This window comes from Nocardioides sp. GCM10028917 (assembly GCF_042666175.1).
GTDB lineage: Bacteria > Actinomycetota > Actinomycetes > Propionibacteriales > Nocardioidaceae > Nocardioides.
This window is the reverse complement of record NZ_JBHTFL010000007.1, coordinates 1,213,875-1,238,644: the sequence shown is the minus strand read 5'-3', so window position 1 is coordinate 1,238,644 and position 24,770 is coordinate 1,213,875. Positions and strand designations below refer to the sequence as shown.

Below are 24,770 nucleotides of genomic sequence, written 5' to 3'. Positions count from 1 at the left end.
GGAGCGACCGGTCCGCCACACGTCGTGGCACCATCGCAGGATGCTCGAGCCGCCGGACGACGTCACGGACGCCGAGGTGCTCGCGGCCGTGCGGCGCCACTGGGCGCCGGAGGTCGACGCCGTGGACCACCTACCCGTCGGCTGGGGCGCGCACCACTGGCGGGCCGACGTCGACGGCGAGCCCGCCTTCTTCGTGACTTTGGACCCCGACCTTCCCCGCCACACCGGGGCGACGCTGGAAGCGGCGTACGCAAGCGCCGCAGCACTGGACCTGGACTTCGTCTGGCCGTCGCTGCCGAGGCTCGACGGCGACGTGACACTTCCGATGGCCCGACGCACGATGAGCGTCGCGCGGTGGCTCGCCGGGGAGCAGCCCGACGCCTCGTCCGACGACCTGCCGGAGATGCTGGCTGCGCTGCACGAGACGCCCCCGCCCGCGACTGCGCGCGGGTGGTCGACCGAGATCGACGCGGACCTGCAGGGACGGCTGCGGGACCTGCTCCAGCAGCCGTGGCCGGGTCCGCTCGGCTTGGCCGCCCGCGAGCTGGTGGTCGACCACCTGACGCAGGTCGGCGCCTGGGCGCGCGAGCACGCGAGGCTGGTCGCACTGGCCGACCCGGCCAGGTACGTCGTCACCCACGGCGAGCCGGGCGTGCACAACCAGTGGCTCGCCCGCGGTCGGACCTGGCTGCTGGACTGGGAATCGCTGCTTCTGGCCCCGCACGAGCGCGACCTCGCGACGCTCGTCCACGAGGGTCGCGACGTCGCCCACGACCCTGAGATGGTGCGCCTCTTCGACCTCGAGTGGCGACTGTCGGAAATCTTCTCGTTCGCCCAGTGGATGCAGGGCCCACACGTCGGTGGCGCCGACGACCACACCGCGCTCGGGGGGCTCACCCACGAGCTGACCCGCCCGCACTTCGACCAGCACTGAAGAAGCGCGACGACACGACGACGGCCCGCCACCCCCGGAGGAGTGACGGGCCGCCGTCGACGTACGCCGGAAGGGTCAGGCGTGGTGCGTGAAGGACGACGAGCCGGTGTTGTCGCCGTCGTCGGCGATGGCGACCTCGCGCCGCTTGGAGATGATCACCGCGCCGGCGATGATCGCGACTGCGACGAGCGCGATCACGACGCGAAGGACGTCACTCTGGTCCTCGCCGACGCTCAAGGAGACGACGGCGCTGGCGATGAGCAGCGAGACGAGGTTCATCACCTTGATGAGGGGGTTGATGGCCGGGCCGGCGGTGTCCTTGAACGGGTCCCCGACGGTGTCGCCGATGATCGTGGCCTCGTGGGCACCCGAGCCCTTGCCGCCGTGGTGGCCGTCCTCGACGAGCTTCTTGGCGTTGTCCCACGCCCCACCGGCGTTGGCGAGGAAGACGGCCATGAGGGTGCCGGTGCCGATGGCGCCGGCGAGGAAGCCGGCCAGGGCGGTCGCACCGAGGCCGAAGCCCACGGCGATCGGCGCCAGGACGGCCAGGATGCCGGGCGTCACGAGCTCGCGCAGCGAGTCCTTGGTGACGATGTCGACGACCTTGCCGTACTCCGGGCGACCGGTGCCCTCCATGATGCCGGGGATCTCGCGGAACTGGCGACGCACCTCCATGACGACCGCACCGGCAGCTCGGGCCACCGCGTTGATGGCGAGGCCGGAGAAGAGGAACACCACTGCCGCACCGAGCAGCACGCCGACGATGACCGCCGGGTTGAAGACGCTGAAGTCCAGCAGGTAGGCCTCGTCGGGGCCGACGCTCGCCTCGCGGAGCGACTCGAACACCGAGGTGGCGTAGGAGCCGAACAGTGCGGTCGCGGCGAGCACCGCGGTGGCGATCGCGATGCCCTTGGTGATGGCCTTCGTGGTGTTGCCGACCGCGTCGAGCTCGGTGAGGATCTGCGCGCCCTCGGGGCTGACGTCACCCGACATCTCGGCGATGCCCTGGGCGTTGTCGGAGACCGGGCCGAAGGTGTCCATGGCGACGATGACGCCGACGGTGGTGAGCAGGCCGCAACCGGCCAGCGCCACGGCGAACAGCGACACCGTGAGAGCCGCGCCGCCGAGGAGGTAGGCGCCGAAGACCGCGGCACCGATGACGAGCGTGGTGTAGACGGCCGATTCGAAGCCGACCGAGAGCCCGGACAGGATGACCGTGGCCGGGCCGGTCAGGGAGGTCTTGCCGACGTCCTTGACCGGGCGGTACTCCGTGCCGGTGTAGTAGCCGGTCAGGGCGAGGATGCCAGCCGACATCACGATGCCGATGACCACCGCGGAGGCGGCGATGAAGCGGGGGTCACCATCGGCGCCGGCGAGGTCGCCGGCGATGTTGGTGAACTCCCCGAAGCTGCTCGGCAGGTAGACGTATGACAGGACGACGCTCGCCACGGCGGCGATGCCGGAGGAGATGTAGAACGACTTGTTGATCGTGGTCAGGCCGTTCTCGCCTGCCTTGGGCTTGGTCAGGTAGACGCCCGCGACCGCGGTGAGGGCACCGATGGCGGGGATCAGCAGCGGGAAGACCAGGCCCTTGTCACCGAAGGCCTGTGAGCCGAGGATCAGCGCGGCGACCAGCGTCACGGCGTACGACTCGAAGAGGTCGGCGGCCATACCAGCGCAGTCGCCGACGTTGTCACCGACGTTGTCGGCAATCGTCGCGGCGTTGCGCGGGTCGTCCTCGGGAATGCCCTGCTCGACCTTGCCGACGAGGTCGGCGCCGACATCGGCGGCCTTGGTGAAGATGCCGCCGCCGACACGCATGAACATGGCGAGGAGCGCGGCGCCGAAGCCGAAGCCCTCGAGCACGTCGGGCGCCTCGTCCTGGAAGAACAACACGACGAGACTGGCGCCGAGCAGGCCGAGGCCGACGGTCAGCATGCCGACCATCGCGCCGGTGCGCAGTCCGATCGTCATGGCCGGCTCGCGGCCGGTGGTCTCTGCGGCAGCGGCGACGCGCAGGTTCGCGCGCACCGCGAGGTTCATGCCGAGATAGCCCACAGCAGCCGAGAAGCCCGCTCCGACGATGAAGAACACCGAGCGGAAGATGCGGACGGTGGTGTCGTCGGCCGGCAGCACGAGGAGCGCGAAGAACGCGATCGCCGCGAAGATGGCCAGGGTCCGGAACTGCCGGGTGAGGTAGGCGTTGGCGCCCTCCTGGACGGCTTGGGCGATGGTCTTCATGCTGTCGGTGCCCTCGCCCGCGGCGAGCACCTGCGACCTGAACATCGCGGCCATCCCGAGCGCGCCGAGCGCGATCAGGGCGACGACGACGACCAGGACGAGGTTGCCACCCTCAAGCTCGGGCGTCGCAACGACCGCGGGCAAGATCCCCGTCATGCGTGTCCTCCTAGGACTGGAAAAGATCCGTGAACGCGCCGGAGTCTACGCAGACGTGACCCAGATCACCGGACGGCGTGACCCACACCACACCGGGGTATGGGATTCGAACGTGACAAAACCCCTCCGGACACGTCCGGAGGGGTGACGACGGGCTGCCGTGCGGCTCAGGCGCCGGGCGCGAGGCCGACGGAGTCGTGGATGACGAACACCTTGGCGAGGCCGGTGATCCGGAAGATCTTGAGCAGTCGCTCCTGGGTGCAGACCAGGTCGAGCGAGCCGTCGTGGGCGCGGACCTTCTTGAGCCCGCCGACCAGCACGCCGAGGCCGGTGGAGTCGAGGAACTCGACGGCCTCGAGGTCGATGACGATGTCGTAGGTGCCGGCACCGACGAGCTCGGTGATGCAGTCACGCAGCTTGGGCGCGGTGTAGACGTCGATCTCGCCGCCCACGGCAACGACGGCACGGCCGTCCACCTCGCGTGTCGCAAGGGTGAGATCCACGACTGCTCCCCGGTCCCCGAACTCGTTCGGACAGTGCGCCTACGGGCACGCAGGTGCCCCTTTCGTTCTTCGGGTGGTATCAAACCACGAGTCACAAGGGTTGCGCAGGACTCCTCCTCACATCACACCCCACGCCGCCTCTGGCGGCGTCCCCGCCCTTTGCCAGACTTCACGAGGTGAAGCCCTCCCGCCCCGGCGTCCTGCCACCGGTCGACACGCTCGTGCGTCGACTGACCGGCGTGCCCGGGCGGGAGGACCGGCTGCGCCACCTGCAGGTGCTGCCCGCCCGCGAGGCGGTGCACGAGGACTGGCCGCAGTGGGTGCCCGACGACGTCCGCGGGGCGTACGCCGCCCAGGGCGTGGCACGGCCCTGGCGGCACCAGGTGGTGGCCGCGGACGCGGCCCACGCCGGCGACCACGTGATCGTCGCGACGGGCACGGCGTCGGGCAAGTCGCTTGCCTACCAGCTGCCGGCGCTGTCGGCGATCCGCGCGGCCCGCGGGCCACGCGGCGAGCGGGGTGCGTCGGTGCTCTACCTCGCCCCCACCAAGGCGCTGGCCCACGACCAGCTCGCCGGCCTGTCGTCGCTCGGGCTCGACGTACGCCTCGCGGCCCACGACGGCGACAGCTCGCGCGAGGAGCGGGACTGGACCCGCGACTTCGGCGAGTACGTCCTCACCAACCCCGACATGCTCCACCGGTCGCTGCTGCCCTCGCACCACCGGTGGTCGCGGCTGCTCGGGTCGCTGCAGTACGTCGTCGTCGACGAGTGCCACCACTACCGCGGCGTGTTCGGCGCGCACGTCTCCCACGTGCTGCGTCGCCTGCGGCGCGTGTGTGCGATGTACGGCGCACACCCGACGTTCGTCCTCGCCTCGGCAACCGTCGCGGAGCCGGAGGTCACCGCGTCGCGCCTGACGGGGCTCGACGTGGTCGCGCTGACCCGCGACGACTCCCCGCGCGGGCAGGTGTCGCTGCTGCTCTGGGAGCCGCCCTTCACCTCGCACGCCGGTGAGAACGGCGCGCCCGTGCGCCGGGCCGCGTCGTCGGAGGTCGCCGACCTGCTCGCGGACCTCGTCGCCGAGGACGTGCGCACCCTGGCCTTCATCCGCTCGAGGCGCGGGGCCGAGCAGGTGGCCCTGTCGGCGTCCGAGCTGCTCGCCGAGGTCGACCCGACGCTGCCCGATCGGGTCGCGGCCTACCGCGGCGGCTACCTCCCCGAGGAGCGCCGGGCCCTCGAGGCGGCGCTGCGCCGCGGCGACCTCGTCGGGCTGGCAGCGACCAACGCCCTCGAGCTCGGCATCGACATCAGCGGGCTCGACGCCGTCCTCATCGCCGGCTTCCCGGGGACCCGGGCGGCGTTCTGGCAACAGGTCGGGCGGGCCGGGCGGGGCGCTCAGGACGCGCTCGGGGTGCTGGTCGCGAAGGACGACCCGCTCGACACCTACCTGGTCAGCCACCCCGACAAGCTCATCGGTGCACCGGTCGAGGCGTCAGTCTTCGACCCGTCGAACCCTCACGTCATGGGTCCGCACCTCTGCGCTGCCGCGCAGGAGCAGCCGCTCACCGAGGCCGACCTGCCCCTCTTCGGACCCACCGCGCGCGAGGTCGTCGACGAGCTGACGACGCTCGGGCTGCTGCGGCGGCGGCCGCGCGGCTGGTTCTGGACCGACCGGAGCCGGGCGGCCGACCTCGCCGACATCCGGTCCGCCGGCGGGTCGCCGGTGCAGCTGATCGAGGCCGACACCGGCCGGGTCGTCGGCACGGTCGACGCCGCCGGCGCCCACAACCAGGCGCATCCCGGCGCGGTCTACGTCCACCAGGGAGAGACCTGGCTGGTGGAAGACCTCGACCTCGAGCACCACGTCGCGACCATGCGCCGCGACGAGCCGTCGTACTCCACGACCGCGCGCGAGGTCACCGACATCAGCATCGTCGCCACCCGCGAACGCCACTCGTGGAGCGGGTGCGAACTGTCCCTCGGCGAGGTCGACGTGTCGCACCAGGTGGTCTCGTTCCTCAGACGGCGCCAGCCGGGCGGCGAGGTGCTGTCGGAGGAGCTGCTCGACCTCCCCGAGCGCACCCTGCGCACGACCGCGGTGTGGTGGACGGTCCCCGACGACGTGGTGGCCGAGGCCGGCCTGGCCGCGCTCGACGTGCCGGGCGCGGCCCACGCGGCCGAGCACTGCTCGATCGGCCTCCTCCCTCTCTTCGCGACCTGCGACCGCTGGGACATCGGCGGCGTCTCCACCGCCCGCCACGCCGACACCGGTGTGCTGACCGTCTTCGTCTACGACGGCCACCCGGGCGGGGCCGGCTTCTCCGAGCGCGGGTTCCACACGGCGGTCGCCTGGCTCACCGCGACCCGCGAGGCGATCGCGAGCTGTGAGTGCGCCAGCGGCTGCCCGTCGTGCATCCAGTCGCCCAAGTGCGGCAACCAGAACAACCCCCTCGACAAGGACGGCGCCATCCTGTTGCTCGACGCCCTCCTCTCGGGGGCACCGCGCGTGGGCGTGGAGGGCTAGATTCGGCTCATGGTCATCCTCGGTCTCGGGCTCATCATCCTCGGTGGCATCGCCGTGCTCTCCGCCCTCTTCGTCAGCGAGCCCGGCAGCGGTGGGGAGCTCCTGGGCTTCGACGTCACCACCCTCGAGTCGTTCCTCGTCGGGGTGGCCGCAGGTGCTGCAATCCTCTGGGGCTTCGCGATCCTCAAGTGGGGCACGAAGCGGAGCCTCGCCCACCGCCGAGAGCGCAAGGAGCTCACCGAGCTCAACCAGAAGCTCGAGCGGGCCGAGGCCGAGCGCCGCACCGACGACCCGGAGCGTCGCGACACCATCTGACGTCAGCGACGGGGCCGGGCGCGGGCCGGCTCAGCCGGGACCGGCGCGCGCCTCGGCGGTCACCCTCACCTCCCTCCACGGGACGTCCGGACCGGCCACCGAGACGATCACCCGGATCGCTCGACCGTCGGGCGTGCACGCGTCGAGCTCCGCCGCGTTGCGACCCGCGACCCTGTCCGCCGCGGCGCACGGGGCCGCCGGGTCGCTGAGGTCCGCGAGCGCGGACGCCCCGGCGAGAGCGGCGAGGTCGGCCGCCGCCTGGGCCCGGCGTTGGGCCGTCACGAGACCGCCGGCCGCGGCCAGGCCGATCATGACGAACATCAGCACGCCTGCCATCGCCACCACGAGAACCGTCGCCGCGCCTCCTTCCCCGCGGGTCCAGCGTTCGCTTCTCACCACGCCTCCGAGCATCACGGCTCCTCCACCACCGCGACCGCTTCCGCGGACACGGTCACGCCGGGCAGTGAGCCGAGCAGACCGCCCGGACCCGTGACCCGGGCGCTGGTCGTGACCACGACGTCGGACTCGCCGACCTCGACCCGCACGCGGGCGCCGTCGGGCGCGATCCGGACGGCCACGCCCTGCGCCGAGCCGATGTCGTCGCCGCGGGCGACGGCGCGGGCGGCCTCACGGGAGGCGTCGATGACGCGCACCTGTGCCGCGCCGACCGCCAGCATCCAGACCAGGCCGACGGTCAGGGCCACGAGCAGCGGGATCCCCAAGGCGAGCTCCGCCGTCGCGGCACCCGACTCCGGGCGTGACCGTCTCCCGCGAGGCCTCACCGCGCTCACCCGATGCCGAGCAGGCCCATGACGTGCTTGAACAGCCGCTCCAGCAGCTGGTTGCCGAACGCGCCCGTGAGCAGCGTGTAGAGCAGCCCGGCGAACCCGGCCCCGGCGGCGGTGCCGACGGCGTACTCCGCTGTCGTGATGCCCGCCTCCATGCCCGACCTGGGCGACCCGCTTGACCTGCCCGTCTTGGCCCACCTGTTCCGTCCGAGATGACCCGTGACCTTCATCAGTTCCCCTGTCGTCGCGGGGCTCCCGATGAACCCCGACCGACACCCAGCCTGCGAGGACCGCGGGCCGCCCGCACGGCCACGGGCGCGAGCCTGTGGAGGACGCCCACATCAGCCGCCCTGTGGACGACGAGCGGCCCGTCACGGCGTCACCGATCCGAAGAGCGACGCCACGGTCGGCACGACGCCGAGCAGCATGAACGCCGGCAGCAGGCACGCACCGAGGGGGATCGCAGCAGCCACCCCGACCCGCCGGGCCGCGTCCTCGGCGCGGGCGAGCGACTCCCGCTGGAGCTCGTCGGCGAGGCGCTCGACGGTCTGCACGACGGACGCACCCGACACCTGCGAGCGGACCATCGCCCGCGCCAGCGGAGCCAGCTGCTGGTCGTCGGCGACCACCGACCACGCCTCGACGCCGGCGGCTCCCCAGCGGGCCTGCTCCACGACCGGCACCAGCCGGTCGGCAGCCGGGCCCGGGAGCGCGGCGCACACCCGTGCCAGTCCGGAGAGGGGTTCGGAGCCGGCGCGCAACGTCGCGGCGAACAGGTCGACGAGGTGCGGCAGCGTCCGCTCGACCTCCTCCCGCTCGCGGCGGGCGGACGGAGCCTCCGCAGCCGCGAGCACCTGTCGGGCGAGCACGGCGGCCACCGCGGCCACCAGCAGCCCGGCCGTCCCGCCCACGAACAGCCAGGCGCCGATCGCGACGCCCGCGACCGCGAGCCGGCGCAGAGCGGGCGCCGAGGCCGAGGCCGGGGCCTCGCGCCGGGCGGTCGGCGGCACCGACGGGACGAGCGCGGCGACCGCCAGCGACGCGCACACGACGACCAGCCAGGTCACGGCGCCGCCGCCCGGTCGGCGAGTCGCTCGATCCACCAGAGGCCGACGCCGACGAGGGTCAGCCCGACGGCGCCGCAGACCCAGCCGGCGGGCGTCGTCAGCAGGAACGACCACGGGTCGGACCCGGCGCCGGACCCCATCAGCAGCACGGCCACCGGCAGGCAGGCGACGAGCCGCGCCGTGGACCGGGCCGACGCCAGCTCGGAGTCGACGAGGCGACGCGTACGACGACGCGCGCGCAGGCCGGCGCCCGTGCGCTCGAGCGCCGCGGCGAGTCCGTGCCCGGAGTGCTGGGCGACCTGCCACGCCCCGGCCACCCAGCGGAGGTCGGCCGCGCCGCGTCTCGCGCCTGCCAGCCGCCGCATCGCATCAGGGACATCGGCTCCGAGCCGCATCGCCTCGACGACCGGGACCAGCGGTGGCCACCGCTCGGCGCCGGCGGCCAGGGCGGCGTCCGGCGGTCGCCCCGCCGCGAGGTCGGCGGCCAGCAGGTCACAGACCTCCAGCACGGCCGCCTGGTCGGCGGCGACACGCCTACGGCGGGCCAGCACCGGGACCGGGACCGACCACTGCGGTCGCGTCCGGCCGGGACGACGCGGCACGGGCCCCGGTGACGGCACCAGGACCGCGGCGGCCACACCGGCCAGCAGGGCAGCCAGCCATGCGCTCACCACGCCACCGACCCGAGCCGGGCGGCGAGGGCACCCGCGGCCGGCCCCCGCACGACGCGGTCGGCCTCGAAGGTCGCGGCGGTGCGGAGCGCGACGTGGCCTGACACGTCCCGCTCGGGGACGCCGAGCTCGAGGACCCTGCGTCGCCCGTCGCGACCTCGTCCGAGGTGGATGACCACGTCGAGCGCGGAGGCGAGCTGGCTGTGCGCCGCCGAGCGCGGCAGGCCGGCGGCCAGGGACAGCGCCTCGACCCGGGCCGGGACGTCGGCGGCGGAGTTGGCGTGGAGCGTCCCGCACCCCCCGCCGTGGCCCGTGTTGAGTGCGGCCAGCAGGTCGACCACCTCGGCCCCCCGCACCTCCCCCACCACGAGCCGGTCGGGCCGCATCCGTAGCGCCTGACGCACCAGCACCTGCAGCGAGATCTCGCCGGCGCCCTCGATGTTGGCCGGGCGGCCCTCGAGTGCGACGACGTGAGGGTGGTCGGGTCGCAGCTCGCTGGCGTCCTCGACCAGGACGATGCGTTCGCCCGGGTCCACGAGCGACAGGAGGGCGGACAGCACCGATGTCTTGCCGGTGCCGGTGCCGCCGGTGACGAGGAAGGCGCACCGCGAGTCGACGATCTCCTCCAGCAGGAACGCGCCGTCGGGCGGCACCGCGCCGGCCGTCACCAGCTCGGGCAGGGTCCACACCCGACCCCGCGGGACCCGGAGCGACAGCACGGTGCCCGACCGGGCGACCGGCGCGAGCACTGCGTGGAAGCGCGTGCCGTCCGGGAGGCGTACGTCGGCGTGCGGTGTCGCGTCGTCCAGGCGCCGCCCGGCCGTGGCGGCCAGCCGCTGCGCGAGGCGACGCACGGCGGCATCGTCGGGGAAGGACACCGCCGCGCGCTCGAGCCCGGCCCCGCGGTCGATCCACACCTCGTCGGGGCTGTTGACGAGCACGTCGGTGACGTCGGGCAGCCGGAGCAGGTCCTCCAGCGGTCCGGCACCCAGCACGTCGCGTCGGAGCAGGTCGTGCACGGCCAGCACCGTCGCGTCGCCGACCGGGGACCCGGACGCGCGCAGCGCCTCGGCGACCCGGTGCGGGGTCAGGTCGCCCGCCGACACCGCCAGGCGGCGGCGTACGTCGTCGAGCACGGCGGTCGGGACCGGGGTGCTCATGCCGGGGTCCCCGCGGCGTTGCTCGGCGGAGGAGCGGAGCGGGGGAGGCGAGGAAGGTCGTGGGGTGGCGCTCATGCCGCGTCCGCCAGCAGAGCCCGGGCGGCCCGGGCGAGCGGCCCCCTCCCGGCCAGGGGGCCGAGGCCTCGGTCGACCGCCGCGGTGACCCCGCGCTGGTCGGCGACGGCAGCCACGACGGGCAGTCCGGTCACCCGCTCGGCATCGGCGTCGCTGAGGCCGCCCGGGCGGAGCACCAGCCCGGCGCGGCCGTCCCGGCCGAGGTCGGCGACCAGGCGGGCGGCCGCCGCCAGCCCGGGCACGGTCGCCGGCGTCACCACGAGCAGGTCGTCGCAGCGGTCGACCAGCTCGGCGAGCAGAGGACCGCCCTGCCGGGCGAGGTCGACGACGACGAGGTCGTGGCCGAGGACCGCGGCCGGGAGGACCCGCCGGGCCGTCGCCACGTCGAGGCGGCGTCGCAGCCCGGACCACGTGAGCACGCCGAGGTGGTCGCGCCGGGGCACGCCCTCGCGCAGGGCTCGCGCCCCGAGCCGGCCGGCGGTCTCGGCGAGGGCCTCCCACCGCACGCCGGGGAGGTCCTCCATGCCGAGGAGACGGTCGAGCCCGGGCCCGAGGGGGTCGCCGTCGACGAGCAGCGTCGACCCACCTGCCGCGTGCCACTGGGCGAGCGCGCACGCCAGCGTCGTGGCTCCCGCGCCGCCGGCCCCGCCCACCACCCCGACCAGTCGGCCGGGCGAGGCCCGCTCGCCGACGTCGGAGAGCTCGTCGGCGAGCCAGCCCTCGCCCGCGGGCAGGTCGACCACGGACGCGGCGCCCAGCTCGACGGCGTAGCGGAAGGCGGCGTCGCCGACACCGACGCCGACGACGTGGACACCGGTCCGTCTCGGAGGTGCGAGGTCGGCGAGAGCGCCGGCGAGGTCGTCACCGACGAGCACGAGGTCGGCCTCGCGCCACCCGGCCAGGGAGAGCGTCGGCTCGGCGCAGACCTCGGCCCCGACCCCCGCCGCCGCACAGAGGGGGACGACCGAGTCGTGGACGGACGGGGACCGGGTGATCAGGAGGACGGGCATGCCCCGAGCGTCGGTGGCGGCACCGACGCCCGTCAGCCCGCGCCCACAGCGCTTGTGGACGACCGTCTCCCGGCGCCGCCTGTGGACACCTGGCGGCCAGCAACAGCTCCGCCTCGGCCGTGGCGGAGCGCCCGGGCTCCGTCGGTCGGGCCCCTACGATGGCCGCATGCCCCGCCCCCAAGCGGCCTTCTTCGACCTCGACAAGACGATCATCGCCAAGTCGAGCACGTTGGCGTTCAGCCGCGAGTTCCAGGCGGGTGGGCTCATCTCGCGCCGGGCGATGCTGCGGTCGGCGTACGCGCAGTTCGTCTTCTTCACCGGCGGTGCCGACCACGACCAGATGGACAAGATGCGCGAGTTCATGTCGCAGCTCTGCGCCGGCTGGGACGTCGCCACGGTGCGCGACATCGTCCACGAGACCCTCACCACGATCGTCGAGCCGCTCGTCTACGACGAGGCCGTCACCCTGATCGAGGAGCACCGCGCGGCCGGTCGCGACATCGTCATCGTCTCGGCGTCGGGCGTCGAGGTGGTCGAGCCGATCGGCGAGATGCTCGGCGCCGACCGAGTGATCGCCACGCGGATGGAGATCGCGGACGGCAAGTACACCGGCAACATCGACTACTACGCCTACGCCGAGGAGAAGGCGCGGGCGATCGAGCACCTCGCCGCGACCGTCGGCTACGACCTCGACGAGTGCTACGCCTACAGCGACTCGGTGACCGACGTCCACATGCTCGAGGTCGTCGGCCACCCCTTCGCGGTGAACCCCGACCGCGAGCTGCGACGCACCGCGACGGCGCGGGAGTGGCCGGTCCTGCTGTTCGTCCGGCCCGTGGCCCTCCGCCGGCGGCTGCCCGTGCCCCCGACCCGGCCGACCCTCGCCGCCCTGGCGGTCGGCGGCGCCGTCGCGGCGGGTGGATTCATCTGGTCCAGCCGCCGCCGGCGGACCACCGGCTCCTGAGCGGGACCCATCCGTCGCCGCCAAAGTCAACCCTTGAAGGTGGCTGTGGACCGGGATAGAACTGAGTCAGAACTCCACAGCAGCACGTGATCCGGGTACCCACGCGGCGATCCACCCATCCGATGGGGTGCTGGCCGATCGGGATCTGCCCGAGGCAGCAATTAGACAATGCACGCTTGGTAGCCAGGCATCACGTGTCAGCGGCGGCACCCGATCCACGTGAGCGGGTGCCGCTCGCACGTGCTGGTGGCGGCTACCCCCGCAGCGGCGAGGCCTCGGCGCCCGCGCTGAAGGCCTCGGCCCCGTAGAGCGCCCAGGCGTGGACCCCGCTCGGCCCACCGCTGCTGTAGGCGCGCAGGTTCGACTCGTACGCCGCCCGGTGGGCCAGGTGCCCGGCCTCCGGCACGACGAGCGACTTGGCGTCCACGCCGCGCGAGACCAGCACGAGCCGCTCGAGCGCTCGGGCCACGATGCCGTTGTGCGACGCGAAGGGCGCGGCGGTCGCGACGTCGGCGTGCGCCACGGCGGCCATCAGCAGGGCCGGAGCCTCGCTGCCGGACAGCAGGAGCTCCGCCACGCCGCGCAGCCGGTCGGCGGACGCGGCGTCGCGCGGACGCCCGAGCTCGTCGGGTGCGAGGGAGGCGGCCCCGACGACGGCGTGCAGGCGCGCGATGGCCTGCAGGGGCGCGGTCTTCAGCAGCGGCGCGAGGGCGAGCATCGACGCGGACAGCCGGACGGCGTCGCTCGCGATCTCGTCGCCCTCCCCCGCCCGCACCTGCTCCAGGGAGGACCCCGATCCTTCGAGGACGGCGCTCGCGTGGGCGCCGCGCAGCAGGGACTCCGCGGTCAGCTCCGGCGACGTACGCCTCAGGCCGCGGTCGCGCAGCATCACGTCGATCCCGTCGCGGGTGCCGGCGTAGGCCGAGCGGACCCCCTCGAGGTCGGTGAGCCAGGCGAGCGGGTCGGTCATGGGGAGGACGGTAGTCGCGGCGACGGTCGCGCCCGATCGCGGGATACGGTGAGCGCGATGAGCGACGAACCCCCGACCACCCCACCCACCACCGACCGCGCACGGTCCTTCGGGTCCGTCGCGGAGGCGTACGACCGGGGTCGGCCCACGTACCCCGCCGAGGCGGTGGCCTGGCTGGCCGGCGGCGAGGCGAAGGTCGTCCTCGAGCTCGCGGCGGGCACGGGGAAGCTGACGCGCGGCCTGGTCGACCAGGGCCATGCGGTCTTCGCGACCGAGCCCGACGAGGCGATGCTGGAGGTGCTGCGCCAGCGGGTGCCCGAGGTGAGCGCCAAGGTCGCGACCGCGGAGGAGATCCCGGCCAACGACCGGTCGGTCGACGTGGTGGTCGTGGCGCAGGCGTTCCACTGGTTCGACCACGAGGCGGCGCTGACGGAGATCGCCCGCGTGCTCAAGCCCGGCGGCCACGTCGCCCTGGTGTGGAACAGCCGCGACGAACGGATCCCGTGGGTGCGCCGCATGGGTGACCTCCTCGGCCGCCAGGACCTCGACACCAGCTCGTCCGAGCAGCTCGTGCACAGCGACCTCTTCGGCTTCATGGAGGAGGCGAGCTTCAAGCACTGGCAGGAGGTCAACCGCGAGACGATCCTCGACATGGCGCGCTCGCGCTCGAGCTTCGCGATGATGGACGAGGCCGAGCGGGAGCGCCACCTGGCCGACGTGCTCGCCTTCTACGACGACTTCGGCCGGGGCATGGACGGCATGCAGATCCCCTACGTGACGCGGTGCTACCGCGCGGTCGTGGTCGACCGCGACGAGCAGACAACTTCTGACGGCGATGCTCCGTCACAGGAGGGACCGGTCGTGAGCGACGGCACCGACACCGACATGTTGCTCATCGACTTCCGCTGAACGACTCCCCGGGAGCCACCATGCGTCGTACGACGACACTCACCGCTGCCGGCCTCGTCGGCATCACCCTGCTGGTGCCGACCTCCGTCACGAGTGCCCAGACCGCCTCCGCCGAGATCTGTGCGGGCGAGCCGGCCACCATCGTGGGCAGCGCCCCGACCGTGACCGGCACCGAGGGACGGGACGTGATCGTGACAGGCCCGGCGACGTCCGTCCGCGCGCTCGGCGGGGACGACACGATCTGCGTGACCACGCCGCGCGCCGCCGGACCGGTGGACGTCGAGGCCGGCACCGGTGACGACGACGTGCTGCTGCCGGTCGCCGACCTGGCTCCGGGGAGCACCGTCGCCGGCGGCGACGGTCGCGACCGGTTCGTCGCAGGTCACGCCGGCGACCTGCTGACGCTGGACATGAAGCTCTCCCGCTTCCGGGCCGGACAGGACGTCTCGACCGCGACCTCGTTCGAGGACGCGTTCCTGATGGCGCCGGAGGTGGTGATCGTCGGCGACATGAGGGACAACGACCTGCGTTTCCACGGCTGCCAGGCGATGCTCCGTGGCGGCAACGGTGACGACGACCTGGTCGCCGTGGCAGGAGACCCCTACTTCGACGACTACTCCTTCGACTGTGACGCGTCGGCCACGATGTGGGCCGGGCCGGGCGTCGACATGCTCCGCGGTGGGCACGGGCCCGACCTCCTCGTCGGGGAGGGCCACCGCGACCGCATGCAGGGCCGCGGCGGCGACGACGTCGTGCGCGGCGGTCAGGGCACCGACGTCGCCTTCGGCGGCAAGGGCAGCGACCGGGGCACGGGCGGCCCCGGTCACGACCGGCTGCACGGCAACGCCGGCCACGACACCCTCATCGGCGGCGCCGGCTTCGACCAGGCCGACGGGTCGCGTGGCCGCGACCGGTGCGTCGCCGAGCGCGAGCGCCGCTGCGAGCGCTGACCTTCCGCCCCTGACCACTGACCGACCCGCCTCACCGAGGAGCACCTCGTGCGTACGACGACCCTGACCGCCGCAGCCCTGCTGGGCCTCACCCTGCTCGCCCCGACGCAGGCCGCCACTGCCACGACAGAGCGGGCCGCCGAGACCTGCCAGGGCGTGCCCGCCACCATCGTCGGCACCCCCGAGGGCCGCGTGGTCGGCACGGCGGGCGACGACGTGATCGTGTCCGGCGGCGCGTGGTCGGTGACGGCCGGCGACGGCGACGACCTGGTCTGCATCCCGCCGATGGAGGGCGACCTGCTCGGCAACGTCGTCCAGGTCGACGCCGGCGCGGGCGACGACACCGTCGTCTCCGAGGGCGAGCACAACAACTCCGACGTGACCCTCGGCTCTGGCGTCGACCAGTTCCGTGGCGGCGGCTGGGAGGACCGCGTCGAGGCCGGCTTCGAGGACACCGTCGTGGCCGACCGCGGGGACGACTTCGTCAACTACCGCATCAAGCCCGGCGAGCCCCTGCCCGCGACCGTCGGCACCATGGTCGGCAACCGGACGTCCGGGTGGATCAAGGTGACCGCGCCGGGCCGTCGCATCTCCATCGACGGGCTGGCGGGCGAGATCCGCGTCGGTGGCCGGGTGGTCACCACCTTCGGAATCTCCCCGCGGATGCTCTTCGGCGTCGCCCAACGCGTGGAGCTCGTCGGCTCGTCGGGCGTGGACCGCCTCGCCGTCGGACCGTGCGGGCTCGGCGTGGTGGAGGGACGCGGCGGCGACGACGACATCCTCCACATCCGGGACGACGCGCTGCGCAAGGAGGGGTGCGACCCTCGGATGCGCGTCGACGGCGGCGCCGGCGAGGACGCCATCCGTGGCACCATCAACGCCGACGTCCTGAGCGGCGGAGGCGGCAAGGACTGGATCAAGGGCCGCAAGGGCAAGGACCTCGCCGTCGGTGGCTCCGGACGCGACACCTGCTTCGCCGAGCGCACCCGCTCCTGCGAGCGCTGACACATCAGGCACGACGACAACGGAGGAACACGCATGCGTACGACGACAGTGACGGCCGCCGGGCTGCTCGGCCTGACCTTGCTCGCGCCGACCTCCACCGCCACCGCTGCGGGTGAGACGTGCCGTGGCGAGGCGGCGACCATCGTCGGCACCTCCGGTCGCGACATCGTCGGCACGGATGGGCGCGACGTCGTGGTCACCAATCGCAGCGGCGAGGTGGACACGCTCGGCGGAGACGACCTGGTCTGCATCACCGGCCCGAACCGACCGAAGGGCACCCAGTCCCAGGTGCAGCTCGACACCGGGGCGGGCAACGACCTCGTCGACGGCACGGCGGCGCCGGACTGGGCGGTCTCCGGCTACCTGGGGTCCGGTGCCGACACGTTCTACGGCGGGGGCGCGGACGACTTCATCGAGGCCGGCGAGGCCGGCGATGACTACTCCCACCTCGACTCTGAGCGCGACATCCTCTCGGGCGGTGCCGGTCGCGACCACTTCGTCAGTGGTCAGGCCGGCGTGCCCAACAACGACTACGTGCGGCTCGGGCAGGGACACGACTACCTCAGCCACCTCGGCACGTCACCCGATCCGATCTCGATCAGCGGCGGCCCCGGGACCGACCTGCTGTCCCTGACCCCGTCCGCACACTCGATCACCATCGACAACGCCCAGGGGCGTCTGACTCAGGACGGCCGGGCGACCCTCGGCTGGTCGGATCTCGAGGGCTTCAGCGTCTACGCCCCCGACCAGGAGGGGGCCGCCGTCACCTTCGTCGGCACGGACGAGGACGAGCACCTCATGATCGACAGCGCGAGCGCCACCGTCGCGGCCTCCTTCGACGGCGGCCGGGACAGCCTCACCACGCGCTCGCTCCTCCTCGACGGCAGCGCCGTCGACGGTGGCGCCGGCCGTGACCTCCTCTATCTGGTGGACCGAGACCGCACCCTCCGACTCGACCTGCGCGACGAGCTCCTGACGAGCACCGATGCCGTTGCGACTCACCGGGTCGACGTACGGCGCTTCGAGGACGCCGAGCTTCACGCGCGGGTCGCCGAGCTCGCGGGGACCAGCGGTCCGAACGAGCTCTCCACATCCGCCTGCGCGGGCACGATCCGCGGGCGTGGCGGCAACGACGTGCTGGTCCGCGGCAGCGAGGAGTGGTCGGAGTCGAGCCCGCCCTGCAGGGCAGAGCGCTACACGATCGACGGCGATCAAGGAGCTGACGTGCTGCGCGGTTGGCGAGGCAACGACGTGCTGGTCGGCGGCGCGGGTCGTGACCACGCCGACGGCGGCAACGGCCGTGACCGCTGCGTCGCGGAGCAAGAGCGCCGCTGCGAGCGGTGACCCCTGCCCGCGGCTAGTGTCTCGGGCGTGGCGAGATGGCGGTGGCGGCGTACGTCGCTGGGTGGCGAGGCCGACCGCGCCGCCTTCCGCGCCCTGCACAACGCCTCCCTCGCCAGCCCTGCCCTGCGGGAGGGCCTGACCACGGCGAGCGCGGAGCGCTCCGTACGCCACCTGCGCGCGCTGCTCGGCACGCCGGCCGCCGGGCTGGGTGACACCAGCGGGCTGCTGGCGTGGGACGGCCTCGGCAGCCACCACCGGTCGCAGCTCGCCGGCACGATCGGGCAGGTCGCGGAGACCGGGCGCACGATGATCGTCGACCAGCGCACGCTCGTCTGCGACGACGGCGGCTGCCAGGTCCGGCAGGCCATCGTCAGCCCGCTCGTCGTCGAGGACACCCTCGTGGGGGCACTCGTGGTGGGCGCCCCGCACACCACCGGCGGCCTGGTCCGTGCGGCCGACGAGGTGGCGTCGTGGGTCAGCGGCCAGCTCGAGCTCGCCGAGCTCGACCTGTCGCGCACCCGCTTGATGGAGGCCGAGGTGCGCGCGCTGCGGGCGCAGATCAGTCCGCACTTCATCTACAACTCGCTCGGCGCGATCGCCAGCTTCGTGCGCACCGACCCCGACCGGGCGCGCGAGCTGCTGCTCGAGTTCGCCGACTTCACCCGCTACTCCTTCCGTCGCCACGGCGAGTACACGACGCTCGCCGAGGAGCTCCGCTCGGTCGAGCGCTACCTTCTGCTCGAGCAGGCGCGCTTCGGCGACCGGCTGCAGGTCACGCTGCAGGTGGCTCCGGAGGTGCTGCCCGTCGCGGTGCCGTTCCTGTGCATCCAGCCCCTCGTCGAGAACGCCGTACGGCACGGGCTGGAGGCCAGCGCCGACAAGGCCGACGGCGTCGGGCGGCTGTCGATCATCGCGCGCGACCACGCCCAGGAGTGCGTCCTCGAGGTCGAGGACGACGGCACCGGCGAGGACCCCGAACGCGTCCGGCAGGCGCTGGCCGGCGACACGTCGATGGACTCCGTCGGCCTGGGCAACGTGGACGCACGGCTGCGCAACGCCTACGGCGACGACTACGGTCTGGTGGTCGAGACCGCACCCGGCGCCGGCACGAAGGTGATCGTCCGGGTGCCGAAGTTCGCCCCCGGAGTGCAGGTATGAACTCAGCCCGTTCGAATGCCCACCTCGTTCCACCCCGAACCGGGACCCCGAGATGACTGGTCTCAAGGTCCTCGTGATCGACGACGAGCGCCCCGCCCTCGACGAGCTCACCTTCCTGCTCGGCCGCGACCCCCGCATCGGCGAGGTGCGTGGCAGCGACTCCGCGACCGAGGCGCTGCGGGTGCTGCAGGCCGAGGAGGTCGACGCGGTCTTCCTCGACATCCAGATGCCCGGCCTGACCGGGCTCGACCTCGCGCAGGTGCTCTCGCGCTTCAAGTCGCCGCCGCCGGTCGTCTTCGTGACCGCCCACGAGGAGCACGCCGTCGCGGCCTTCGAGCTGCGCGCCGTCGACTACGTCCTCAAGCCGGTGCGCGAGGAGCGCCTCGCCGAGGCCGTACGCCGCGTGGTGGAGGCCGGCGGCCCGGCGCCGTCGGGTGACGTGCAGATCCCCGTCGAGCGCGGCGGCGTCACCCGCTTCATCAGCCGCTCCGAGATCACCCACGTCGAGGCCCAGGGCGACTACGCACGCCTGCACACCGCCGACGGCTCCCACCTCGTGCGCACCCCGCTGTCGTCGCTCGCCGAGCAGTGGGCGTCGGCCGGCTTCGTCCGGATCCACCGCTCGGTGCTCGTCGCGCTCCCCCACGTCGAGGAGGTGCGCAGCGAGGGCGGTCGGGTCAGCGTCGTCATCGCCAGCACCGAGCTGCCGGTGAGCCGCCGCCACACCCGCGAGCTGCGGGCGGTGCTGACCCGCCGCGAGACGTGAGGCCGACATGAGCGAGTGGCCGTGAGCGACCAGCCGCCTCCGCGGGTCCGGGTGACCGGGCCGCCGCGGCGTCGCGCGGACGTCGTACGACCTGTGGGCACGCGGGAGATCGACGCGGAGACCGCGCTCGGCGAGGTCTTCATGCGCTCCCTGCTGCGCGAGCAGCTCTTGCTCGCGCTGCGGGTGCTGGCCGCGCTGGCGCTCACGCTCGGGATGCTGCCGCTGCTCTTCCACCTCTTCCCGTCGCTCGGCGACGAGCGTGTGGGGCAGATGCCGCTGGCCTGGCTGCTGCTCGGGGTGCTCGCGTACCCGTGGCTGGTGGTGCTCGGCTGGTTCTACATCCGGCGCGCCGAGGACCACGAGCGCGACTTCGCCGACCTGGTGGGGTCGGTCGGCCCCGGCGGCCCCGACGAGGAGCAGGCATGAGCACCGACGTCGTGCCGGGCGTCGTCGCCGTCGTGCTCGTCTCGCTCGCGACCCTGGTCATCGGCACGTGGGGGCTGCGGATCTCGCGCACGACGAGCGACTTCTTCGTCGCCTCGCGGACCGTGCGGCCCCGGCTCAACGCGAGCGCGATCGGCGGGGAGTACCTCTCCGCCGCGTCCTTCCTCGGCGTCGCCGGGCTGCTGCTGACCTTCGGCGCCGAGATGCTCTGGTACCCCATCGGCTGGACGGCGGGCTACCTCGTCCTGCTGGTGCTCGTCGCCGCTCCCCTGCGCCGCTCGGGCGCCTACACGCTGCCCGACTTCGCCGAGGCGCGGCTGGGGTCGCGGGGCGTGCGCACGCTCTGCTCGGTGCTGGTCGTCGCCATCGGCTGGCTCTACCTGCTGCCGCAGTTCCAGGGCGCCGGCGTGACGCTGCGCGCGACGATCGGCGCGCCGCCGTGGGCAGGCTCGCTGGTCGTCGCGGTCGTCGTCCTGGCGTCGGTGAGCCCGGGTGGGATGCGGTCGATCACCTTCGTGCAGGCCTTCCAGTACTGGCTCAAGCTGACCGCCCTGCTGGTGCCTGTCTTCGTGCTGCTGGCGGTGTGGCTCGCCGACGGCGCGGCCGACCCAGCCGCAGCCGCCCCGCCCTCGTGGTCGATCCCGCTGGCCTCGCCCGGCGGCGGCATCGGGCTCTACACGACGTACTCCCTCATCGTGGCGACGTTCCTCGGCACGATGGGCCTGCCCCACGTGGTCGTGCGGTTCTACACCAACCCCGACGGCCGCGCGGCGCGTCGTACGACCCTCGCGGTGCTCGGGCTGCTGGGCATCTTCTACGTCCTGCCGCCGGTGTACGCCGCCCTCGGCCGGATCTACGCCCCCTCGCTCATCGACGGCCGGTCGGACGTGCTCGTGCTCGAGCTGCCGTCGCTGATGGTGGGCGGCGCGGTGGGCGCGGTGCTGACCGGGCTCGTCACCGCCGGGGCCTTCGCGGCCTTCCTCTCCACCAGCTCGGGCCTCACGATCGCCGTGGCCGGGGTGCTGTCGCAGGACGTGACCGGTCGACGGTGGGGCTCGCACCGGCTCGGCGGGGTGGCGGCCTTCCGCGTCGCGGCCGCGATCGCGGTCGTCGTACCCCTCCTGCTGTCGCTGCCCGCGCAGGACGTCGCCGTCGCGCGCACCGTCGGGCTGGCGTTCGCGGTGACCGCCTCGACCTTCGCTCCGCTGCTGATGCTCGGGATCTGGTGGCGCGGGCTGACGCCCGTCGGCGCGGTCGCCGGACTGCTGGTCGGCGGGCTGGGCTCCGGCTTCGCGGTGGCCTGGACGCTCGCCACGTCGCCCTCCCCCGGCTGGGCCTCGGCCATGCTGGGCCAGCCCGCCGCCTGGTCCGTGCCGGCGTCCTTCCTCACGATGGTCGTGGTCTCCCGCGTGACCCGCGCCTCCGTGCCCGCCCACGCCGGGCGCTTCATGGTCCGCCTCCACACTCCAGAGGCCGTCGAGCTCCAGCGCTGAGCCCTCACCCCGCTGGTCGCGTCGCCGGTGAAGAACTGCGGCGGGACGACGGAGTTGCCCCGCCCACGGCTGTCGCGCCGCCGCAGTTCTGCTCAGCCCTGTCGCAGGTGGAACTCGTTCCCGTCCGGATCCGCCATCTCGACGTCGTCGCCCCTCGCCACGACGGAGGCGCCGAGCGACACCAGCCGCTCGACCTCTGCATCGAGGTCGTCGGTGATCAGGACGAAGTGCATCCGGTTCCGGGCGGCGCGCTCGTTGAGCGGCGGACCGCCCCAAGCGATCTTCATCCCGCCCTCAGGCGGCTGGATCGCGGTCTCGCCGTCCTCGTCGTGCACCAGCGGCCAAGCGAGGGCGGCGGCCCAGAAGACGCCGACGTCCCGCGTGCCGTCAGCCGCGATCTCGCCGAGGAACCCCATGCCGGCGAGCCAGTTGTTGGTCTCCTCGATCACGCAGAACTCGTTGCCCTCCGGATCGGCGAGCACGACGTGGTCCTCCTCGGGCAGCTGGCCGACGTCGAGGTGCGGCCCGCCCAGCGCGAGCACGCGAGCGACGATCGCCTCCTGCGACGCGCTGTAGCTGGTCAGGTGGAAGTGGACCTGGTTCAGCCGAGCCCGCGGCAGGTCAGCCCCCTGGAACGAGAGCCGCATCGGCGCGTCAGCGTCCGGCAACAGGTCGAGCCCCAAGCGCTCCCAGCCGAGCAGGTCACCCCAGAACGAGGCGAGGAGCTCCGGCTGCGAGGCGAGGACGGTCAGCGCGTGGAGTCGTACGACCATCCGGGCAGCCTAGGCACGCCGGTCCGGAGGCGGCCACCCGTGAGTGGCCACGCCCGGGCGCCGGTCAGGCCGGGAGCGCGGCACCTACCTGAGATCAAGGGTTCGCACCGCCCCCCTGTCGCCCGCGCCGGATCAGGCGCACAGTGGTGGTGGAGCAGGAGCACGCCACCCGATGCCGTAAGCCGGTGCCGGTCGTGCGCGGGCGGTCCTGATGCACGGATGCACGACGACAGCTCCCGAGTCGCGAGCTGTCCCAGCCAGAGCGGCCCCACACGGGGGCGCGGCGACCACGGAGAACTCGAGGAAGCTCCATGAAGGTCCACACGACCGCTGCTCTGTGCACGAGGCGCTCCCGATGAGCAGCCGGCTCCGCCCGGCCGGCACCACCGTTCTAGCTCTGGCCCTGGCCACCGCCCTGGCCACCGGCTTGACGGCGCTCGGCCCGGTGAGCGCAGGCGGCAGCCCTGCCCCGACAGCCGCGACCACCGCTCCAGAAGTCCCGGTCGCGCTCCGGGGGGACAGCTGGCTGCAGCACCACCGCCAGGACCTGATGCCCTACTGGGAGATGCCGGAGGCGCTCGGAGACACGCTCGGGAACTTCCCGTCGTGGCGAGGCCTGGACGGCGAGCTGCTGGCCGATCAAGTCGAGCACGCCCGCCGCGGGCTGTCGACCCTCGCTCGCGGGGTGTACGGCTACTCGGTCGCGTTCCTCCTGACCGGCGAGCCGAGGTACCTCACCTACGCCAAGGCCGGCATCGACTGGATCAACACCCATGCCCGGGACACCGAGCACGGCGGCTGGTACGGCCAGCTGAACAAGGACGGCAGCCCGTTCGCCCCGAAGGACCCCAAGCGGGTCTTCGACGTGGCCTCGCTGGGGCTGGCCTTCGGGATATACTACAACGTGACCCGCGACCCCGAGGTGGAGGCCGACCTCCTCGAGGTCCGCGACTTCGTCTTCGAGCACTACTACGACCCCGCCACCTCCCGGATCAAGGATGCCCTGAAGTACGACCTCTCTGCGGAGATCGACACCGGCGACAACGGCGGCGACATCACCAACTACCTCGTCCCGGGGTCGGCCCTCCTGCTGCCCAACGTCGAGCTGTTGAGCGACCCGGCCCGCCAGGCCCAGTTCCGTGACGACCTCCGCGTGGTGACCGGGCAGCTCATCGCCCGGCACCGGGGCACCGGCGAGGAGTCGTGGTGGTTCTGGGGACGGACCGGGCTCGTCGGCCGGTTCGGCTCCGGGGACACCGACTTCGGTCACTCCATCAAGAGCCACGAGCTCGTCCTCAACGCGAACGCCGTGTTCCCGGACCGGCCGTGGTCCGGTCTGTCGGCCGACCGGGAGGCGCTCCTCCAGCGGGCATGGGACGCGCCCGCGGCGCGGTGGAACCAGAAGCGCTCCGGCCCCGTCGGCGCCGGCACCGAGCGGGACAGCGAGTGGTGGATCCACGACGAGGCCGACCAGACTCTCGCGGCCCTCGACCTCGACAACGGATTCGCGCACCAGGACTGGTTGGCCGCCAGCGCCGCGAGCTGGACCAAGGTCTTCGTCGACCGCGACAGGGCCGCCCGCGAGACGTTCTTCCGTCCGGCACGGAACCCGGCACTCGCGGAGATGCGCAAGACCGGCTTCGGAAAGAACATGTACCACGTCAGCGAGCACGCCCTCATCATGTTCCTGCACGGCCGGGCCCTGGAGGGCCTCCCGGCACGTCTCCACTACGCCTTCCCCACGAGCCAGGCGCTCACCGCGCAGGCGGAGCCGTACTGGTTCGACGCGACCGGTGAGCGGCGCGTCGTGCGGGACGAGATCCCGACGCTGCCCGGTCACCGCCTCGTCGAGGTCGAGTTCACCGGCATCGGTCCGGGAATCGCGCCGCCGTTCCCGGCACCTGACGACACGACCGCCCCGACCACGCAGGCTGTGGTGTCTCCGGAGCCGAACGCCGCCGGGTGGAACCGCGAGGACGTCACGGTCACGCTCTCCGCCGCCGACGCAGGAGTCGGCGTCCAGGAGATCCACGTCCTGGTGGAGGACCGGAGCGGGGCGACGCCGCCCGTCGCCGTCATCGAGCCGGGCGACACCATCGTCCTCCCCGCAATGACCGAGGAGGGTGTCCGTCACGTGACGTACTGGGCGGTCGACCGCCTGGGCAACAGCGAGCAGCCCCGGGTGCTGGAGGTCCGCATCGACCGGACGAGTCCCACGCTGGCCGGACTCCCCTCGAAACCCTGCACGCTCTGGCCTCCCGATCGCAGGATGGTGCAGGTCGCGCAGGTGACGGGTGCCGATGCCCTGTCCGGTGTGGGCGGCGTACAGGTCGACGTGACCGCAGACGAACCGACCGCCCCGGACGACGTCCGCGTCGACCAGGGGACCGTCGAGGTGAGGGCGTCCCGGAGCGGCGCGGGGGACGGTCGCACGTACCTCGTCTCCGCAGTCGTCACCGACGCGGCCGGGAACGCCACCCGCGGCGAAGCTGAGTGCACCGTCCCGCACGACCGAGGCCGCTGACCATCGCTGAGCCCTCATCCCGCTG

At 73.2% G+C, this 24,770-nt stretch carries 24 protein-coding genes; 13 read left to right on the top strand and 11 right to left on the bottom strand.

The features are described from left to right. Positions 1–40: 40 nt before the first annotated feature. On the top strand, positions 41–934 hold the full coding sequence (locus ACFQW6_RS15305; protein WP_378546911.1) for a hypothetical protein: 894 nt from the start codon (positions 41–43) through the stop codon (positions 932–934). A 75-nt stretch (positions 935–1,009) separates the two neighbouring features. Here the strand turns inward: ACFQW6_RS15305 and ACFQW6_RS15300 are convergent, their stop codons facing one another. Further along, positions 1,010–3,331, bottom strand: a complete 2,322-nt coding sequence (locus tag ACFQW6_RS15300) for a sodium-translocating pyrophosphatase (RefSeq protein ID WP_378546908.1) — start codon at positions 3,329–3,331, stop codon at positions 1,010–1,012. Positions 3,332–3,498: 167 nt separating this feature from the next. Then, positions 3,499–3,834, bottom strand: coding sequence for an anti-sigma factor antagonist (locus tag ACFQW6_RS15295; RefSeq protein WP_129427178.1), 336 nt, complete (start codon positions 3,832–3,834; stop codon positions 3,499–3,501). A gap of 176 nt (positions 3,835–4,010) precedes the next feature. On the opposite strand from ACFQW6_RS15295, the gene ACFQW6_RS15290 reads away from it, so the two are divergent. Together ACFQW6_RS15290 and ACFQW6_RS15285 are read left to right on the top strand one after the other, a co-directional pair. After that, positions 4,011–6,359 (top strand): DEAD/DEAH box helicase, encoded by a 2,349-nt coding sequence (locus ACFQW6_RS15290; RefSeq protein WP_378546905.1) that lies wholly within the window; start codon positions 4,011–4,013, stop codon positions 6,357–6,359. 9 nt (positions 6,360–6,368) lie between these two features. Continuing rightward, the gene (locus ACFQW6_RS15285) at positions 6,369–6,674 is read left to right on the top strand and encodes a hypothetical protein (RefSeq protein ID WP_378546902.1); all 306 of its coding nucleotides are present in this window, start codon (positions 6,369–6,371) and stop codon (positions 6,672–6,674) included. A 30-nt stretch (positions 6,675–6,704) separates the two neighbouring features. Here the strand turns inward: ACFQW6_RS15285 and ACFQW6_RS15280 are convergent, their stop codons facing one another. From ACFQW6_RS15280 to ssd, 7 genes are all read right to left on the bottom strand, one after another. Then, entirely contained in the window at positions 6,705–7,073 is a 369-nt protein-coding gene (locus tag ACFQW6_RS15280; protein ID WP_378546899.1) for an Rv3654c family TadE-like protein, read from the bottom strand. Positions 7,074–7,084: 11 nt separating this feature from the next. Beyond that, a complete protein-coding gene (locus ACFQW6_RS15275; protein ID WP_378546896.1) occupies positions 7,085–7,456 on the bottom strand; it encodes a TadE family type IV pilus minor pilin in 372 nt (123 codons plus the stop codon). A 5-nt stretch (positions 7,457–7,461) separates the two neighbouring features. Beyond that, positions 7,462–7,617 carry a DUF4244 domain-containing protein gene (locus ACFQW6_RS15270; protein WP_378546893.1) on the bottom strand — a complete coding sequence of 52 codons (156 nt, stop codon included), beginning with the start codon at positions 7,615–7,617 and terminating at the stop codon, positions 7,462–7,464. Positions 7,618–7,833: 216 nt separating this feature from the next. Continuing rightward, positions 7,834–8,529, bottom strand: coding sequence for a type II secretion system F family protein (locus ACFQW6_RS15265; RefSeq protein WP_378546890.1), 696 nt, complete (start codon positions 8,527–8,529; stop codon positions 7,834–7,836). Further along, a complete protein-coding gene (locus ACFQW6_RS15260) occupies positions 8,526–9,200 on the bottom strand; it encodes a type II secretion system F family protein (protein WP_378546887.1) in 675 nt (224 codons plus the stop codon). The genes ACFQW6_RS15265 and ACFQW6_RS15260 overlap by 4 nt, the downstream gene beginning before the upstream one ends. Further along, complete coding sequence (locus tag ACFQW6_RS15255) at positions 9,197–10,360, bottom strand: TadA family conjugal transfer-associated ATPase (RefSeq protein ID WP_378546884.1); 1,164 nt, start codon at positions 10,358–10,360, stop codon at positions 9,197–9,199. Before ACFQW6_RS15255 ends, ACFQW6_RS15260 begins: the two co-directional genes overlap by 4 nt. A gap of 71 nt (positions 10,361–10,431) precedes the next feature. Next, the gene (gene ssd / locus ACFQW6_RS15250; RefSeq protein ID WP_378546881.1) at positions 10,432–11,445 is read right to left on the bottom strand and encodes a septum site-determining protein Ssd; all 1,014 of its coding nucleotides are present in this window, start codon (positions 11,443–11,445) and stop codon (positions 10,432–10,434) included. Positions 11,446–11,611: 166 nt separating this feature from the next. On the opposite strand from ssd, the gene ACFQW6_RS15245 reads away from it, so the two are divergent. Continuing rightward, entirely contained in the window at positions 11,612–12,409 is a 798-nt protein-coding gene (locus tag ACFQW6_RS15245; RefSeq protein ID WP_378546878.1) for an HAD family hydrolase, read from the top strand. 253 nt (positions 12,410–12,662) lie between these two features. Here ACFQW6_RS15245 and ACFQW6_RS15240 read toward each other — a convergent pair whose 3' ends face one another. Beyond that, positions 12,663–13,379, bottom strand: coding sequence for an oxidoreductase (locus ACFQW6_RS15240; RefSeq protein WP_378546875.1), 717 nt, complete (start codon positions 13,377–13,379; stop codon positions 12,663–12,665). Positions 13,380–13,436: 57 nt separating this feature from the next. On the opposite strand from ACFQW6_RS15240, the gene ACFQW6_RS15235 reads away from it, so the two are divergent. The 8 genes from ACFQW6_RS15235 to ACFQW6_RS15200 are packed head-to-tail and all read left to right on the top strand — an operon-like array spanning position 13,437 to position 21,448. Beyond that, entirely contained in the window at positions 13,437–14,288 is an 852-nt protein-coding gene (locus ACFQW6_RS15235; protein ID WP_378546872.1) for a class I SAM-dependent methyltransferase, read from the top strand. A 20-nt stretch (positions 14,289–14,308) separates the two neighbouring features. Continuing rightward, positions 14,309–15,238 carry a calcium-binding protein gene (locus ACFQW6_RS15230; RefSeq protein WP_378546869.1) on the top strand — a complete coding sequence of 310 codons (930 nt, stop codon included), beginning with the start codon at positions 14,309–14,311 and terminating at the stop codon, positions 15,236–15,238. Between the two features lie 48 nt (positions 15,239–15,286). Then, positions 15,287–16,243: a hypothetical protein gene (locus ACFQW6_RS15225; protein ID WP_378546866.1), complete on the top strand. Its 957-nt coding sequence runs from the start codon at positions 15,287–15,289 to the stop codon at positions 16,241–16,243. 33 nt (positions 16,244–16,276) lie between these two features. Next, positions 16,277–17,587 (top strand): hypothetical protein, encoded by a 1,311-nt coding sequence (locus ACFQW6_RS15220; RefSeq protein ID WP_378546863.1) that lies wholly within the window; start codon positions 16,277–16,279, stop codon positions 17,585–17,587. 27 nt (positions 17,588–17,614) lie between these two features. Next, positions 17,615–18,745, top strand: a complete 1,131-nt coding sequence (locus tag ACFQW6_RS15215) for a sensor histidine kinase (RefSeq protein ID WP_378546860.1) — start codon at positions 17,615–17,617, stop codon at positions 18,743–18,745. A 52-nt stretch (positions 18,746–18,797) separates the two neighbouring features. Continuing rightward, a complete protein-coding gene (locus tag ACFQW6_RS15210) occupies positions 18,798–19,511 on the top strand; it encodes a LytR/AlgR family response regulator transcription factor (protein ID WP_378546857.1) in 714 nt (237 codons plus the stop codon). Positions 19,512–19,532: 21 nt separating this feature from the next. Continuing rightward, positions 19,533–19,937 (top strand): hypothetical protein, encoded by a 405-nt coding sequence (locus ACFQW6_RS15205; protein ID WP_378546854.1) that lies wholly within the window; start codon positions 19,533–19,535, stop codon positions 19,935–19,937. Next, positions 19,934–21,448 (top strand): cation acetate symporter, encoded by a 1,515-nt coding sequence (locus tag ACFQW6_RS15200; RefSeq protein WP_378546851.1) that lies wholly within the window; start codon positions 19,934–19,936, stop codon positions 21,446–21,448. Before ACFQW6_RS15205 ends, ACFQW6_RS15200 begins: the two co-directional genes overlap by 4 nt. A 92-nt stretch (positions 21,449–21,540) precedes the next feature. On the opposite strand, the gene ACFQW6_RS15195 is transcribed toward ACFQW6_RS15200, so the two are convergent. Then, entirely contained in the window at positions 21,541–22,221 is a 681-nt protein-coding gene (locus ACFQW6_RS15195) for a VOC family protein (protein ID WP_378546848.1), read from the bottom strand. Between the two features lie 355 nt (positions 22,222–22,576). Between ACFQW6_RS15195 and ACFQW6_RS15190 the strand changes: the two genes are divergently transcribed. After that, complete coding sequence (locus ACFQW6_RS15190) at positions 22,577–24,745, top strand: AGE family epimerase/isomerase (RefSeq protein WP_378546845.1); 2,169 nt, start codon at positions 22,577–22,579, stop codon at positions 24,743–24,745. The last annotated feature ends 25 nt before the right edge of the window (positions 24,746–24,770 follow it).

What these genes read in the sequence shown, in the direction of transcription:
- ACFQW6_RS15305 (WP_378546911.1), top strand. Translation starts at nt 41, where the DNA reads ATGCTCGAGCCGCCGGACGACGTCACGGACGCCGAGGTGCTCGCGGCC.
- ACFQW6_RS15300 (WP_378546908.1), bottom strand. Translation starts at nt 3,331, where the DNA reads ATGACGGGGATCTTGCCCGCGGTCGTTGCGACGCCCGAGCTTGAGGGT.
- ACFQW6_RS15285 (WP_378546902.1), top strand. Translation starts at nt 6,369, where the DNA reads ATGGTCATCCTCGGTCTCGGGCTCATCATCCTCGGTGGCATCGCCGTG.
- ACFQW6_RS15270 (WP_378546893.1), bottom strand. Translation starts at nt 7,617, where the DNA reads ATGGAGGCGGGCATCACGACAGCGGAGTACGCCGTCGGCACCGCCGCC.
- ACFQW6_RS15255 (WP_378546884.1), bottom strand. Translation starts at nt 10,360, where the DNA reads ATGAGCACCCCGGTCCCGACCGCCGTGCTCGACGACGTACGCCGCCGC.
- ssd (WP_378546881.1), bottom strand. Translation starts at nt 11,445, where the DNA reads ATGCCCGTCCTCCTGATCACCCGGTCCCCGTCCGTCCACGACTCGGTC.
- ACFQW6_RS15245 (WP_378546878.1), top strand. Translation starts at nt 11,612, where the DNA reads ATGCCCCGCCCCCAAGCGGCCTTCTTCGACCTCGACAAGACGATCATC.
- ACFQW6_RS15240 (WP_378546875.1), bottom strand. Translation starts at nt 13,379, where the DNA reads ATGACCGACCCGCTCGCCTGGCTCACCGACCTCGAGGGGGTCCGCTCG.
- ACFQW6_RS15235 (WP_378546872.1), top strand. Translation starts at nt 13,437, where the DNA reads ATGAGCGACGAACCCCCGACCACCCCACCCACCACCGACCGCGCACGG.
- ACFQW6_RS15230 (WP_378546869.1), top strand. Translation starts at nt 14,309, where the DNA reads ATGCGTCGTACGACGACACTCACCGCTGCCGGCCTCGTCGGCATCACC.
- ACFQW6_RS15220 (WP_378546863.1), top strand. Translation starts at nt 16,277, where the DNA reads ATGCGTACGACGACAGTGACGGCCGCCGGGCTGCTCGGCCTGACCTTG.
- ACFQW6_RS15210 (WP_378546857.1), top strand. Translation starts at nt 18,798, where the DNA reads ATGACTGGTCTCAAGGTCCTCGTGATCGACGACGAGCGCCCCGCCCTC.
- ACFQW6_RS15200 (WP_378546851.1), top strand. Translation starts at nt 19,934, where the DNA reads ATGAGCACCGACGTCGTGCCGGGCGTCGTCGCCGTCGTGCTCGTCTCG.
- ACFQW6_RS15195 (WP_378546848.1), bottom strand. Translation starts at nt 22,221, where the DNA reads ATGGTCGTACGACTCCACGCGCTGACCGTCCTCGCCTCGCAGCCGGAG.
- ACFQW6_RS15190 (WP_378546845.1), top strand. Translation starts at nt 22,577, where the DNA reads ATGAGCAGCCGGCTCCGCCCGGCCGGCACCACCGTTCTAGCTCTGGCC.